At 34.5% G+C, this 14,040-nt stretch carries 15 protein-coding genes; 2 read left to right on the top strand and 13 right to left on the bottom strand.

The window, feature by feature from the left end:
- Positions 1 to 23: 23 nt before the first annotated feature.
- Positions 24 to 383 (bottom strand): DoxX family protein, encoded by a 360-nt coding sequence (locus AC00Y6_RS00400; protein ID WP_474488647.1) that lies wholly within the window; start codon positions 381 to 383, stop codon positions 24 to 26.
- A 116-nt stretch (positions 384 to 499) separates the two neighbouring features.
- On the opposite strand from AC00Y6_RS00400, the gene AC00Y6_RS00395 reads away from it, so the two are divergent.
- Positions 500 to 862, top strand: a complete 363-nt coding sequence (locus AC00Y6_RS00395) for a winged helix-turn-helix transcriptional regulator (protein ID WP_474488646.1) — start codon at positions 500 to 502, stop codon at positions 860 to 862.
- A gap of 198 nt (positions 863 to 1,060) precedes the next feature.
- Here AC00Y6_RS00395 and AC00Y6_RS00390 read toward each other — a convergent pair whose 3' ends face one another.
- From AC00Y6_RS00390 to AC00Y6_RS00335, 12 genes are all read right to left on the bottom strand, one after another.
- The gene (locus AC00Y6_RS00390) at positions 1,061 to 1,414 is read right to left on the bottom strand and encodes a winged helix-turn-helix transcriptional regulator (RefSeq protein WP_474488645.1); all 354 of its coding nucleotides are present in this window, start codon (positions 1,412 to 1,414) and stop codon (positions 1,061 to 1,063) included.
- 82 nt (positions 1,415 to 1,496) lie between these two features.
- The gene (locus AC00Y6_RS00385; RefSeq protein ID WP_474488644.1) at positions 1,497 to 1,700 is read right to left on the bottom strand and encodes an Arm DNA-binding domain-containing protein; all 204 of its coding nucleotides are present in this window, start codon (positions 1,698 to 1,700) and stop codon (positions 1,497 to 1,499) included.
- A 232-nt stretch (positions 1,701 to 1,932) separates the two neighbouring features.
- Positions 1,933 to 2,748: a relaxase/mobilization nuclease domain-containing protein gene (locus tag AC00Y6_RS00380; RefSeq protein WP_474488643.1), complete on the bottom strand. Its 816-nt coding sequence runs from the start codon at positions 2,746 to 2,748 to the stop codon at positions 1,933 to 1,935.
- A 123-nt stretch (positions 2,749 to 2,871) separates the two neighbouring features.
- A complete protein-coding gene (locus AC00Y6_RS00375; protein WP_474488642.1) occupies positions 2,872 to 3,321 on the bottom strand; it encodes a plasmid mobilization protein in 450 nt (149 codons plus the stop codon).
- 147 nt (positions 3,322 to 3,468) lie between these two features.
- Entirely contained in the window at positions 3,469 to 4,347 is an 879-nt protein-coding gene (locus tag AC00Y6_RS00370) for a toprim domain-containing protein (protein WP_474488641.1), read from the bottom strand.
- 234 nt (positions 4,348 to 4,581) lie between these two features.
- On the bottom strand, positions 4,582 to 5,754 hold the full coding sequence (locus AC00Y6_RS00365; RefSeq protein WP_474488640.1) for a VapE domain-containing protein: 1,173 nt from the start codon (positions 5,752 to 5,754) through the stop codon (positions 4,582 to 4,584).
- 94 nt (positions 5,755 to 5,848) lie between these two features.
- Entirely contained in the window at positions 5,849 to 6,154 is a 306-nt protein-coding gene (locus AC00Y6_RS00360; RefSeq protein WP_474488639.1) for a DUF3853 family protein, read from the bottom strand.
- A gap of 206 nt (positions 6,155 to 6,360) precedes the next feature.
- Positions 6,361 to 7,302, bottom strand: a complete 942-nt coding sequence (locus AC00Y6_RS00355) for a hypothetical protein (protein ID WP_474488638.1) — start codon at positions 7,300 to 7,302, stop codon at positions 6,361 to 6,363.
- The gene (locus AC00Y6_RS00350) at positions 7,299 to 8,639 is read right to left on the bottom strand and encodes a site-specific integrase (protein ID WP_474488637.1); all 1,341 of its coding nucleotides are present in this window, start codon (positions 8,637 to 8,639) and stop codon (positions 7,299 to 7,301) included. The genes AC00Y6_RS00355 and AC00Y6_RS00350 overlap by 4 nt, the downstream gene beginning before the upstream one ends.
- A gap of 413 nt (positions 8,640 to 9,052) precedes the next feature.
- Positions 9,053 to 10,804, bottom strand: coding sequence for an OstA-like protein (locus AC00Y6_RS00345; RefSeq protein WP_474488636.1), 1,752 nt, complete (start codon positions 10,802 to 10,804; stop codon positions 9,053 to 9,055).
- Entirely contained in the window at positions 10,804 to 11,283 is a 480-nt protein-coding gene (locus tag AC00Y6_RS00340) for a Fur family transcriptional regulator (RefSeq protein WP_474488635.1), read from the bottom strand. The genes AC00Y6_RS00345 and AC00Y6_RS00340 overlap by 1 nt, the downstream gene beginning before the upstream one ends.
- 26 nt (positions 11,284 to 11,309) lie before the next feature.
- Positions 11,310 to 13,289, bottom strand: coding sequence for a KUP/HAK/KT family potassium transporter (locus AC00Y6_RS00335; RefSeq protein WP_474488634.1), 1,980 nt, complete (start codon positions 13,287 to 13,289; stop codon positions 11,310 to 11,312).
- A 308-nt stretch (positions 13,290 to 13,597) separates the two neighbouring features.
- On the opposite strand from AC00Y6_RS00335, the gene AC00Y6_RS00330 reads away from it, so the two are divergent.
- On the top strand, positions 13,598 to 13,963 hold the full coding sequence (locus tag AC00Y6_RS00330; RefSeq protein ID WP_474488633.1) for a hypothetical protein: 366 nt from the start codon (positions 13,598 to 13,600) through the stop codon (positions 13,961 to 13,963).
- The last annotated feature ends 77 nt before the right edge of the window (positions 13,964 to 14,040 follow it).

The following is a 14,040-nucleotide window of genomic DNA, read 5'->3' as shown; positions in this document are numbered from 1 at the left end:
AAAATTATATCAATCAATAATTTTTATTTGTTTTGAAGTTTTTCGTGGCTTATGTACGAAGCAATTAAAATTGCAAGAAAAACAATACCGGCGATAACCTTATCCGCAGGATCGCCTACTGCATAATGTGCTATGGAAGCCGATACGAACATAATTGCGAAACCTATGTAAGCAGTCTCTTTTAACAATCTAACCGGCAGCCAAAGTAAAACTGCACCGATAAGTTTTGTAATTCCCAATTCAATCCGAAAATAATCCGGAAACCCTAAATGTGCCATTGATACTTTGACTTCAGGTTTGGTGAGGGTCTCAAATGCAATATATGTCATCATTGCGGAAGTGATTCCTGTTGTAACGTAGTATGCGATTTTTGTTGCTTTCATTTTTTCATTTTTAAAAATTTGATACTACAAAATTATGTATATTTACTAACTAAACTACAGTAGTTACTAAAATGTAAGTAGTAACCTTTTGGTTAGTAGATTCCAAAAAATGAATAATGGCGAAGAATAAATTAGAGTATTCACCAGTACAATGCACAAATCGTCTATCAGCAACAGAAGACGCTATATACGTTCTTGGCGGTAGGTGGACCATACGGGTTATGATTGCAATTTTAGGCGGTCATACAAGGTTCAACGAATTACAACGAGCCGTAAAAGGTATTTCCGCAAAAATGCTATCAAGTGAATTGAAGAAATTAGAGGTAAACCATTTGGTGGGAAGAACTGTATTTGCGGACCAAACCCCTGTAATAGTAGAATATCTTCCTACTGATTACAGTCAATCGTTGAAAGATATTATTACGGCTTTGGCTCAATGGGGAGGAAAGCACAAAACAAAAATCACGACCAATAATTAAAATAGGCCAACATTTAGTGATGACAACAATTCGTATTAGTATTACAATTTTATAGCTGAAGATATAAATTACAGAGTAGCTTGAAATACTTTCGAATGAACTAAATTATACTACCTAAACATTTTCCTTGTCTCTGATATGTTTAATTGTACTACCAATGGCATTACGCAGTAATGTTAACGGTAATCACCTAATTTATTACCTATTACCTATTATTCTATTTCTATGAATTATACCCCATTCAGCAATAGTAGTTGTTAATTTTTTAAGTGTTGATCCATATTCAGTTATTTCATATTCTATGGTTACAGGTTGAGTATTTAGTACCGTTCTTGTAATCAGTTGATTCATTTCTAGTTCCTTCAGATCTCTACTTAACATTCTACCCGAAATTCCTTTTACCTCTCTTAACAATTCAGAATAACGCATTTTTTCGTAACAAAGGCATGCGATAATAGACACTTTCCACTTTCCATTAAGTAAATCCATTACATCGTGAATTGCCAATATGGTATGGCTACATTCTTTTATTGGTTCTATTGGTGTTTCCATAATAAGTTAGCTAGTTACTCAAATGTTACTATTACTTTTTGATACAAAGTTACAAAAAGTAACTTGCTTGTTGTACTTTTGCTCAATAATATAAAATATAAACAAATGAAACTAATAGACGATTTAAAATGGCGATATTGGGATCAATTTCTAGTTTGGTTCCAAATGTTTTAGGCGTTCCGTCGATGGTAATCCGTCCCATAACTGGTACGTTACCTTTCTTTTTTGGTTCATTTTTCTTCAGGTAAAGCAATAACTTGAAGGTGGATCTTTTCACTGTCTCCATAACTCAATTGTTTAATGTTTAAAATTAACTATCAATGAGCTACAAGGAACTATGAAAAAGAATGCAAAAGATTGAATTATAGCCATTTATCACAATCATTACCAAGCTGAACTGGTAATGATTTAGTAACCTAACCTTGTCTTTTTAAGCCCAAAACCTATCGTACACCGACTTCCAACTTTGTACTGCTGTTTTATAAACCTCTGTATAATAACCATTTTCGCCATTTTGCTTACTTTTGTTTTTTACTAATCTTTTTTCGGAAAAAGAATCCGTTTTTCTGTTGATTATTATCAACTTGGTTTATCCATAAATCTTGAATTTCTTTTTTTTGATTGGCTTTAAATTCTCCGTTATATTGGATCTTTACAGAAAATCCTTTTTCTCGAATATTTTTCCGAAACCCCTCTAAGTTGACAGTGTGTTTTTGTGCATCCCTAACCGCTTTTTTCACTTCAAACAAAGATTTTATTTCAGAGATTTTCAATTGATTTGAAATTTCAGACAATTTGTAACCCGCTTTATAAACTCTTTCTGTTTGATGATTTTTGTCTTTTTCCATCACAATCCGCATTCCCGAAATCCCGTCTTTTACATTTGAAGACAATTGAATTTCAAAACCTTTTCTATTCATTTCTAAAATCAGTTCATCAAAATTATCGGTGGTCTTTAAAGTTTCTGTTAGGCTTTTCAGCATCTCAGCTTTTTTCTGAATTCCTATTTCCACATCAGTCAACAATCCTTTTTCTATACAAACTTCTCGAACGGCTTCTCCGAATCTTCTTCCTATATCGTGTGATCTCACGGTACATTTCCCCGAAACATCAATCCTGTTCACGATAAAATGAATATGCTTTTGCTTCGTACTGTTGTGGATATCCAATCGAAATTGGTTGTTTTCTGTCACCCCGATTTTTTCTAAAGCTTTGGTGGCGATTTCTAAAAATTCTTCATCCTTCAATTTTCTGCCAATTTCGTCTGGTTGAGAAATATAACCTGTCAATGCCCATTTCTTCACTTTGGGATTTCGGTCGGCTACAGTTTTCATTTCTAAATACTGACCTTCCGGATTTGAACTTAAAAGACAATTTGACGAAATCATTCGGCTGTTCCTTTGTCATTTCCATTGTATTCCAAAGCTATTTTTGTAATGGTTCTTGTGGCTGCAGAATTATTCATTTTTCTGAGTTTTTGAATATAAATATTGATGAATCAATCCGATTAGATTTTCGATTTTCATTAAAATTTCTTTCTTATTTTCAAAAACATTCCATTCCCGATTTCGCAAAAGATTCGTTATTTTTTTGAAGTGATTTCCATATTGAAGTAAGACTTCATCGGTTTGAAATTCATTAATCTTGAGTTCTTTTTCCAACAAAATATTTCGGATATAGGTTGATAATTTTAACGGATATTTTTCTTGTTTTTGAATCAGGGTTTCATATTCGGAATTGGTCATTCGTATCGAAATAACTTTATCCAGTTTTTTATTTTCTTTGGTCTTCAAACCACCTTTTCTGCCCAATTCTTGGAAATGTTTTTTTCTCTTTTCCTGAGCAATTTTGGCTTCGTTTTCTTTTGTGGCTTGGTTTATAAATTCTTGTAAAAAGTCTTTTTCCATTGTATTGTTTTGAGTGTGTTTAAAAACATTTCTGACGATAGGAAGAAATCAAAAATCCCAATTTTGCAATCAGCGGAAACGCTTATTGTAAACTTTGGGTACTTTTTGCACTAACTACCCACCGTATTTTACCTATGCTTATTTTACTCACCTTCTCCTGTACCTAACTTGTTGTTCATTTGATGGATTTTTGTGGATCAACCAATCATTCAAGTCTTTGAAATTAGAATACAAAATCCGACAATCTTCTGCTATTTCATTTTCGTTTTTAATCATTTCAACCGCTCTGTTTCCAGCTTCGTCATTGTCAAAATAAAGCTCGATGTTTTCGTAATTATCAAGTGTAGTTTTAATATTGGAAATCATCGATACTGAATTCAAAATCAGATAATCCGAAGGCTCTTTTTCTAAAAAATTCTCTATATTCTTAAAGGATAGAAAATCGAAAAAACCCTCGAAAACCCGAATTGAATTTGAGCTGTTTTTTACCGTAGATATATCTTTTTTGCCTAAGCAGATTTTTGAATATTTATTGCGAATTTCGTAACCACCGGAATCGTTTTTAAATCCAATTCCGAAATAATTTTTGTCATTTATTCGATAATGAATTTCATCTAAAAAATCAATTTGGCTTTCTACTTTTCTGTGATTCAAATATTCTAAAAGTGCAGGATGCTGAACGTTTTTAATTTCGATGATCTCATAACTTTTAGGAAGATTTTCTACTTTCCGATCTGAGATGTTTTGCTGTTGAAAAGAAGAAAAACTCTGATCTTCTGCCCAAACCAAAACTTCGCTTACTGAAGCGTTCAGATATTTCTTCATAAAGTCGGTATTGTTCCCGCCGATCCCTTCTGAATGAAGATACCAGGCGTTGAGTCTTTTATCCAATTTAAAAGAGGCTTGGGATTCGCTGGCAAAGGGATTGAGATACCAAGCTTCTTTTTCATTTTGTTTCGTGGGAAGGTGTCCGAGAGAAAGGAGGACTTCTTCCAACGATATGCTATTTAATTGTTTGCAGTTCATTTTTTTTAAGTTTTGTAAATGTTTTTAAAATCTCCTTACCTTTCTACCAAAGTCTTTATTTGAACTGTTTTCGGTTAATTTTTAGCCATTACCTTTTTCTACCTATCTACCTTTCCTTGTATATAAATTGGTAATCTAGGTAAGTACTAATTTTAACATTAACTCATTGAAAAACCTTTATTGATAGTTGTTTTTTTTAATTCAGGTAAGGTGGTAACTTAGGTAAGTTGATTGTTAATTGTCGTTTTTTGATTCTTCTATTTTTCGCTTTATCAAATAACCATAGACTTGTCTTTTGGAATGTTTAATGCGTTCGTAATTCAAAGTCGTTAATGCTTTTCCGATTTTTATAATGTTTAACCGAACTCCCAAAGCATTGTTCATTGAAAGCATAATATCTGTGGCGGTCAAAAAATCAATTTTGTTTTCCGATTTTTCAAAATGGGTGAGAATAATTTCCTGCTCTAAACTGACTTGCTTGTATTTTTCATTACGTTTTTCATTTTCCTGAATATCTTCGGCAGTAAGTTCGGGATTGTAGTTTTTTCTTTCAAAAGCATTGAAATAAGCCTGAGCCCAAACTTGATTAATGTTGATTTCCTTAGAATAATTGAAATCGATTTCCAAAACTTCAAAAATTTGCCAACGGACACTTCCTGTTTCATCTGTCAAGAAATCTGAGCGGTTGGTGGAGCCACAAAACGATGCGGTTCTGTGCATTAATGAAGATTTTCTGTCGTAAGGTAATCGGGCATTAATGGTATTTTTTGAAATGAAAGATTTCAGTGTATTGACATCAATTTTAGACATCACCGAAAGCTCATCAATATTAATTATCATAGACTTACAAAGCGAAATCAATCCGTCCTTATCAATTCCTATATCTTCGGTGTAATATTTTTCTAGTTGATTAGGAATCAGGAATCTCAAAAAGCTGCTTTTCCCACTATTTTGCTTGGTATTGAATAAAACGAAGCATTGTTTGTTGATGTAACCTTTCTTAAGTGAACACAAAACAGCTCTTGTCAACCATTTTTCAAAATGTTTTTGAAACGATTGATTGTCAGTCGTGGTTATGTAATTTGCTAATTTTTGAATATGATTTTCGCAGTTCCATTTTGGTAAATTTTCAAAGTAATTGTAAATAGGATTGTATTTACCAATCAAATGACTTTTCAGTAAAATTTCCAACTTGTTCAAAGTAATACTAATACCTGATTGAATCAGCTCAATAAACAATGAATTGATATTGAGTTCTTCCCAATCTTCGTTTTCGGTTCGTATTTCAAATTCCAAAGCAATTTCATTGTAACGAACTTGATATTTTTGGTTCAAATAGTTGGTGACTTTATCAAATACCGTAACTGAACCTGAATCGGTTTGATAGAGTTTATGGATTTTTCCCACTTAGCTTAGATATAATTACCTGAATTTTTTTTTATATTTATTCAGATTTTGGATGAAACTTATTTTAGTGAAACTCAAAGTGAAAAGTTGGATTTTATTTTTTCTCACTATCATTAAATAATTTGAGAGCTTCGTCCGCATTCACTACAATTGTTCTATTTCTCTGAAAAATTGCACCATCAATCACACCACTTTTCTTAATTCGATTTGCAGTTGCAATTGAACAATCAAAAAGATTTGCAATTCCACGAATTCCATACACCAGTTTTGGATTTGTTTTCACTGTTGCTTCTGACTGAACTTTTTCTGATTTTTCTTCGCTTCCTGTTTTTGTAAGGGCTAAAAATTCTTCGCCTGTCATTTGCCAAATTGGCTTTGATAATAAATTTTGTGTATCCATTGTTTAAACTTTTATGATGCAAATATTGGTAGTTTTTAAAATTCAGAAAAATTCAAAATAAAAAATCAGCACAATTATTTGTGCTGATTTTCAATGTGTTGAATTATTTCTTACTATTTTGGAATTCTGTGAAATTCTATGAATATCAAATTGTGGTTTTTGGAATTATTTATTGATTTCAATCAATTTTATGAGACTAAAAGAGTTTATTTAGAAACTAAAATAATGTTATCAATTTCTTTGTCTGTTTCATTCTTATTCTCTTTGGACGGATTAATTTTCTTTTCAAAATCTTTCAACTCGAAATAATTTGCCATATCTTTTTTCCATTTCGTTGCTATTTCGGGTATAACAAATTCATTTGCAATGCAATTAATTGCATAAGCGATATTTCTGTCTTTTTTTTGCTCTTTTTCCAAAGTCATTATTTCATTTCCTAAAAATTGGTTGGAAAAATCAACATAGCCAATATGTTTGACTAATTTTAATTCGACAAAAATTTTATAAATAAAATAAACCAATCTTTCTTCTTTCAATAATTTTTCGGAATATTTTTGAATATTATTAAGTATTAAAAGTTGGCTCTCAATCTCATCAATTTGACTAATGATTTGCATAGGATTGATTTTCAAAAGATAAAATAAATCACGTTTTTTACGTTCCCATTTTTCATACAAAGAGGAACTAATGCTTTGTTCATTTTTGTATTTTTTCTTAACTATTTCGTATTCATCATTTAATTGCTTAATTTCAATTGAGTCATTATCATATTTGTAACCGGAACTCTCTAATTTAGAATTTGAAACCCTTACTTCCAAACTAATTTCACGTAGTTTTTTGTAATGAATATCATATTCTATTCTTTCTGCGGTCGATTCATTTTTTATTAAAGCACTGATTTCATTAAACTCTAAAGCGCTCCGTTTACTTTGAATATGAAATTTCACTCTAAGTAAAGCATTTTTGTATTCTTTGTAAATTAATGCAGGTCTCTTATGTTCATATAATTCACTGTATTCGAGTTCATTTAATGATTTTGAATAATCAAATAAATCATCTACTAATTTTTTTGATAAATTATCTTTTCCTAAACTGTTTAATGATTTTTCTAATTTTAATGTAATATCGAGGTGTTCGGAAATTTTCATATAATATTAAGTTTTTGCATTTGAACTTCTCTTGTAGAATCGACCACGTCAATATAAGGTTTCAACGATTGATAATCGGAATGCCCAGTCCATTTCATAACCACGTGAATTGGAATTCCTCTTGAAATACAGAGGCAAATAAATGTTCGTCTACCAATGTGCGAAGAAAAATATTCACATTTCGGTTTAGTGTCATCTTTTCTACTATTTCCGATAAAATAAGTGTGATTTATCGGTTCATCTATTTCAGCTAAACGTCCCAATTCTTTTAAATATTCATTGATTTTTTGATTTGAAATTACAGGCAACGCCATTTCTGTTTCGTTTTCTGAATATTTTTCTAATATTTCTTTGGATACATCATTTAACTCAATTGTAATGGAATCAGACGTTTTCTTTGTAACAATATAAAGTTTATCATTTTTGATGTCTGTCTTTTTTAGTTTTTGAACATCAGAATATCTTAATCCTGTGAAACACGTAAAGAGAAGAACATCACGTACTCTTTCGAGATATTTTTTAGTTTGAGAAATTTCTAAATTTTTAATTTTAAGAATTTCATCTTCAGACAAGAAAACCACAACTTTGTCTGCGGTTTTTATTTTTGGCGCAAACTGTTGAAAATATTGATTATCACAATAATTATTTTTCACTGCGAATCTCAAAAACCATTTTAGATTTTTCAAATATTTTTTTGTTGTGACATTGTTTAACTTTAATGTATTCGAAAAGTAGGATAGTAGTTTGGGAAGACCTTCGGAATTGAGATTATCAAAGGTCAGATTTGGGTTGAATGCAATCAAATGATTTTTTAGTGCTTCAAATTTTTTATAAGTGTCAATAGTCCAATTATTTACTTTTCCAGAAAAATCAGTGAACTTATCAAACGTATCGAAAAATGTTCCTGCATTATTTTCCTTATCTTCAATTATTTCAGATATTTTTTTCTCTTTTATATTGCCTTTATTTTTAATCAATCCGAAATTAATTTTTAACTCTTCAACAGCTGGAATTCTATCTTCTACTTGACATTTGATAAAGAATGATTGCAAATCGCTTTCCAGATTTCGGAGTTTTGTATTGATATCTTCTGAAGATTCGCCATTTAGATTGGATAAACCTTTTTTTACCTGTGATAAGTCTTCATTCCAATTATTTCTATCAATCCGAAATCCTGTAAACAAATTGATTCTGTTCGAATTATATGTTACACGGAAAAAAATTGGAACATTATCATTAACAATAATGCCGTCTTTTTTTCTTTTTTCTAAAACAACATTTATTTTTCTCTTTATATTAATCATCTCAAAAAATATTACAGCCAAATTTACAGCCATTTTTAATGATATACAAGTAGTTTTATTAAATATCATTAAAAATTATATATTCATAAACAATTGAAAACGTTTAAATTAAATACTTAAAGATGTTTTATGAATTAGTAGGTTAAAATCCCTGTGGGTCTACAAACATCCTCTATATTAGAGGATGTTTTTTTATAAACTCACATCTTATTTATTCTTAGAATTTAAGACCTTTTCTTTGAGCAAATTAAATTTGACTAAGTAGCAATTTTTTCGCTGAATTCCTCATCAAAGTATAAATGCTAGATATACTCTAAAAAATCGTAGATATCCTGATTTTTAAGAGCAGCCAAGTAAACAAAAAAATTGCTTTTTTCACTTCTTTAAATACTCTGAATCAAAAATTCATTCCATTACGCAAAATCTCCCGAGGTTGAGCCAAAAACTTATTTCTTAACTCTTGTGGGTGTTTTAGGCTTGTTTTTCTCTTCCTGTTTTTTTCGTTCGCTTTCGGCATGGTCAAACAGGGAGTTGTCAGACTTATATTGGGTTTCGGGATAGTCCGGGCTGTCCAAGAAGATGTCTTCCCACTTCCGAGGTCTGTCTTTGGTATTCCAGTTAAAATCCTTGAAAAAACGTTGCTCGCGCGAGATCTTGCTCATCGGGTAAATGTCTTGGTTGGCACCGATGTTACAGGAAACATTCTCTAATTTTTTATCCACAAACTCGGCTACAATCTCACCACAGGTGGACAGAGCCACGCCAATCCGCGTAATCTCATGGGTTTTTTGGTTTTCGTCATCGGCGTATGTGATCGCCTGGGCATTGCCAATTGCCTTGGCCATATCTATGGCGTTGTCATCTTTCAGGTAAACCACCATATTTTTACTTTTGATCTGGTGGAACTCATCTTTTGTATTTAGCGAATCTACTTTGTTGATGGCAAAGGCATTTCCCAACACACGGACAGAATCAGCCACCTGCTTTTCCGGGTTGCTGTAGACGCGTATCTCATCACCGGTTACCTGCTTGGTGCCCATCCACAGGATCGGTTTTCGCATCAGGTGCATCTCGCCATCGGTCTCGTTGTAGCTTAGCGAGTCGGCACGTGCCTGCATATTTGTTTTGAAGATTCTTACTTTTCTGTATGCCCTTAGGAAGCTTTTTTTCTTTTGCACATTGGCGCTATCGGGTTTCTGAAAACTTAGGAAGCGGTCTGCGGCAATATAAACCGAGTCTTTGCTGAGAATCTTCACCGCATAAGGTTTGTCTGTAACCATGGCAGAGTCCCTTTTCTCGTAGATCTCGCCATATCCACCAATAATATAGCGGTTTTCCTTCGGGTCATCCAGCCTCACATGGCCATTGCCCTTGCCAAATCCCGTGTTGCGGTTGTAGTAGAGCTTATCGCCACTCAGGATTTTGTCGTTGTAGTAAATTCTGGAGTTTTTGTTAAGGAAAGATTCGCTGGTTTTGGAGTTGTAGCTGCCCAGCTCCGTATACACATAGTTTCTTGGGTTTTCTTTACTTCTGATAGTTGTAGGGCCAAAGAAATCTGATACGCCGGTATTCTGATTTTGTTTGATATTATCGCTAACAATGGTGTATTTGTCAGTCTCGATATTAGAACGGCCAACAAAATCAATCAGCTTGGTATTAAGATAGTAAGTGGCAGCCTTGGTATACATCACCGCACCGTCATTGGTATAGATGGTACCTCCGGTGTTAAAATAGGCCGTGTTGGGGATTTTGTCGTAATAGAGTGTTTCTGTTTTGATGGTTTGCTTAGGGTCTGTCAGCACAACATTTTTGCGGGCGATACCACGTTGCGTATTGCCATCGTATTCCATCTCTTCAGCAGTGATTTTACTGCCGTCCGATGTGGTAAGCACTACATTGCCGATGGCCTTCAGGAAGTTGTCTTTCTGATAAAAAACCACTTCATCAGCAGTGAGTACAGATCCCTGATGTTCAAACTGAACATTTCCGGAGAAAACCATATTGCCTTCATATTTATCAGGACTAACGCCTGCTTTGTCGGAATGAATATGTTTGACCTTCTTGGTAGGATCTTTTTTAGCAGATGCATTAGAAAAAAAAGGGTCTTTAGTCACACCCGAAGCCGGAGCCGGTGCAACTTGAGAAAGTAGCTTGGCAAATGCCAGTAGCAGAAAAACAGCGAAAAGGGATTTCTTCATTAATGGTCAGACTTCTTGTGTCCGTAGAAATAAAGCGAATGTGTATCGATAGTGACACCAAATGCTTCCTCTATAGAATCCTTGATACCCTGAATCCTGGGATCACAGAACTCGATGATTTCTTCAATTTCTTTATCAGATCCAGCTTTGTAAACAACAAGGTGGTCGTGTTGCTTGTCAAAGTAGGATTTCTCATAAGAGGAGGTGCTAAGCGTTTTCTCGCCAAACTGGTGTTTCCTGATAAGTCCGGCATCCAAAAAAATCTCGATCGTATTGTAAATGGTTGCCTTGCTGACATGGTATTTTTTCTGCATCATCAGCAGATAAAGATCATCCACGTTAAAGTGATGCTCCATATTGTAGATCTCCTCTAGGATGGTATAGCGTTCCGGCGTGTTGCGGAAGCCTTTATCCTGAAGGTATTGTCTTAGGACATCTTTTATAGTTGTAATGTTTAGCTCTTTTTGTTTCGTATCCATTGTACAAAAATAGCGATTTTTTTGGATTAGTCAGAATGGTGGTTTTCCACTTTCTGTATTTTTTCGATTTTGATTTTTTGATCCAGTAATGGTGCAGATTCTACCACAACGTTGTGGCTTTCAACACCATAGGCGGTAAAATCATTGCTGCCCAGCTTTTTGACAAAGTTGTAGATGTTCAGGATAATTTTGTCTCTGATCGTTAGTAGAATATCGTTGATATAAACATTATCGATAATCACAAATTTCAGGTCTGGCGGTATATTATGCGCGCGCAGCGATGGGTGCGAACTGCGAGAAGGGATGGTGCCGTCTTCCATCATATCATTCAGGATTTGTTGGAAATAATCGTTGATGCGGCGATCCCTTTTGAACCCCAGCAGGAAATTAATCTTGTAAATCGTTCCAGGCAATACTTCCTCGATATGATAGCGGAAACTGTATGGGTCTTCCTGATTAACGATGTTCAGTATAAAATAATGATCGGCCCTTTTCGGTTGTGCCCTGATGATGGAGTAGATAATCTTGGACTCTACCTCGTCATCGCGTTTGGCGCGGCTAAAGAATGCCAGGTTGGTGGCATATTTGGGGATGGTCTCGTCCAGTTTCATATCCTTGATGGTAGATACATAGGTTTGGAGTTTGACAAACTTGATAAAAGTGGTTTTGATAATCCGCCCGTTATACCAGGCGTACATACAAACACCAATAAAACCAGCGAGAAGCACGGAGATCCATCCGCCATCAAAAAACTTAATGATGTTGGCACTAAAAAATCCTCCTTCTATAATAAGATAAACAAGAGCAAACAGGCCAATCCAAATTTTGTTGGTTCTTGTTTTGAAAAACCAAAATACCAGCAACACTGTGGTCATCAGCATCGTGACGGTAATAGATAGCCCATAAGCGGCTTCCATACGTCCTGATTCGCGGAAGTACATGACAACGATAAAGCAAAGCATGAGGATTCCCCAGTTGATTTTTGGGATATACATCTGCCCTTTGATCCCCGATGGGTATTCGATCTCTTGGTTAGGCCAAAAGTTGAGCGACATGGCTTCCGAAAACATCGTGAATGCGCCAGTGATAACGGCCTGGCTCGCAATAATAGCTGCGGCAGTGGCCAGTATAACTCCCGGGATAATGAACCATTCTGGCATGATGCCAAAGAATGGGTTCTTCCCTCGAAAAACTTCATGGTAGTTGCTCAACAGCCATGCGCCTTGTCCTAGGTAATTGAGAATAAGCATTGCTTTTACAAACACCCAACTTAGCCTGATATTCTTGATGCCGCAGTGCCCAAGGTCAGAATAGAGAGCTTCGGCACCTGTGGTACATAGGAAAACGGCTCCCAAAATGATAATGGCACTCGGCGAATTGTAAATCAGCTTGATGGCGTACATCGGGTTAAAGGCTTTTAAAACAGCTGGCTGTTCAACCAGATGAACCAAACCAAATCCGCCTAAAACCAAAAACCAAAGCACCATAACGGGACCAAAAAATTTCCCAATAAAACTGGTACCAAATTGCTGCACGACAAAAATCACCACAAGGATGGTAAGTGTAATTGGCACAACAGGAGGCTTATGGGTAACAAGTTCCAGACCTTCTATAGCAGACATCACAGTCAGTGATGGTGTAATAATACTGTCGGCTACCAGTGCAGCAGCTCCAATGATGGCAACCAGGTAGAGCCATTTTTTCTTAAAGCGCTTCACCAGTGAATATAAAGACAGGATTCCGCCTTCGCCTTTGTTATCTGCCCTTAGCGCAATGATAACGTATTTAACGGTGGTTTGCAGCGTCAGCGTCCATATAATGCAGGAGAGGGCACCTTCTATATATTCTTCTGAAATGACGCCACCTGCCTTCCCGGCATTGATAATGGCTTTCATTACATAAAGTGGCGAGGTTCCGATATCTCCGAAAACAATTCCCAAAGAAACCAAAACACCTATCCATGATAATTTTTTGAGGTCTATATGACCGCTGCTATCTTGCGACATAATTATGCGATGTTGAAAAACAATTCTGCAAATTTATATTATTTTACAGACTGGGAAATTTTTTTGATAGAAATGTAACAAATAGGCAGTTTTTTGTATTGGATGCATCCCAGCTATAATGGATTATAGGCATCATGTTGATAGGGCATGATTTTTCTCACTATTATGCAGGAACAAGTTTGTTTTAAAGTTTAAATTGAATTTGCGACATATTATTTACATGATTTTCTTTAAGATTAAAAACGTTACTTAGACCGGATTTTTTTAGATGCGTCGGCTCTCATTAATTTTTTTACTTTTGCATTCTTATGAATCGATTAAAAACGGCGCTCACTTCCCTTCTTATTTTTTTACTGATTGGTCTTGTTGTAGGGCTATTTGTTAATTTTTTTGGGAATAACTGGTGTATCAATCCAACGCTTCATGGTGGTTTGTTTGCTATTAACCTGATAGGTTTGCTGATCATTTTGGGGTTTTATGGCTTCACTAGGTACAGCGGTCTTGGCTTTGTTTATTTAGGTTTGATTGTCTTCAAATTTTTTGCGATAGGCTATCTGTTTTACCGCTTCAGGACGGATTTTTCTGCACATATTGTGGTTTATTTTGTATTGTATTGGATCTATATGCTGGCTGATATGTTGCTCGTTATAAGACTGATAAAAAAACAAGATTAATATCATGTATTTAATCCCGGGTTATGCTGGACGATTGGAATTAATTTTATACTTTTGCAAAAAATTGAGAATTATTT

The organism is Epilithonimonas sp. (assembly GCF_056329745.1).
The sequence above is the reverse complement of the archived record's forward strand: the minus strand, read 5'-3'. Positions and strand labels throughout refer to the sequence as shown.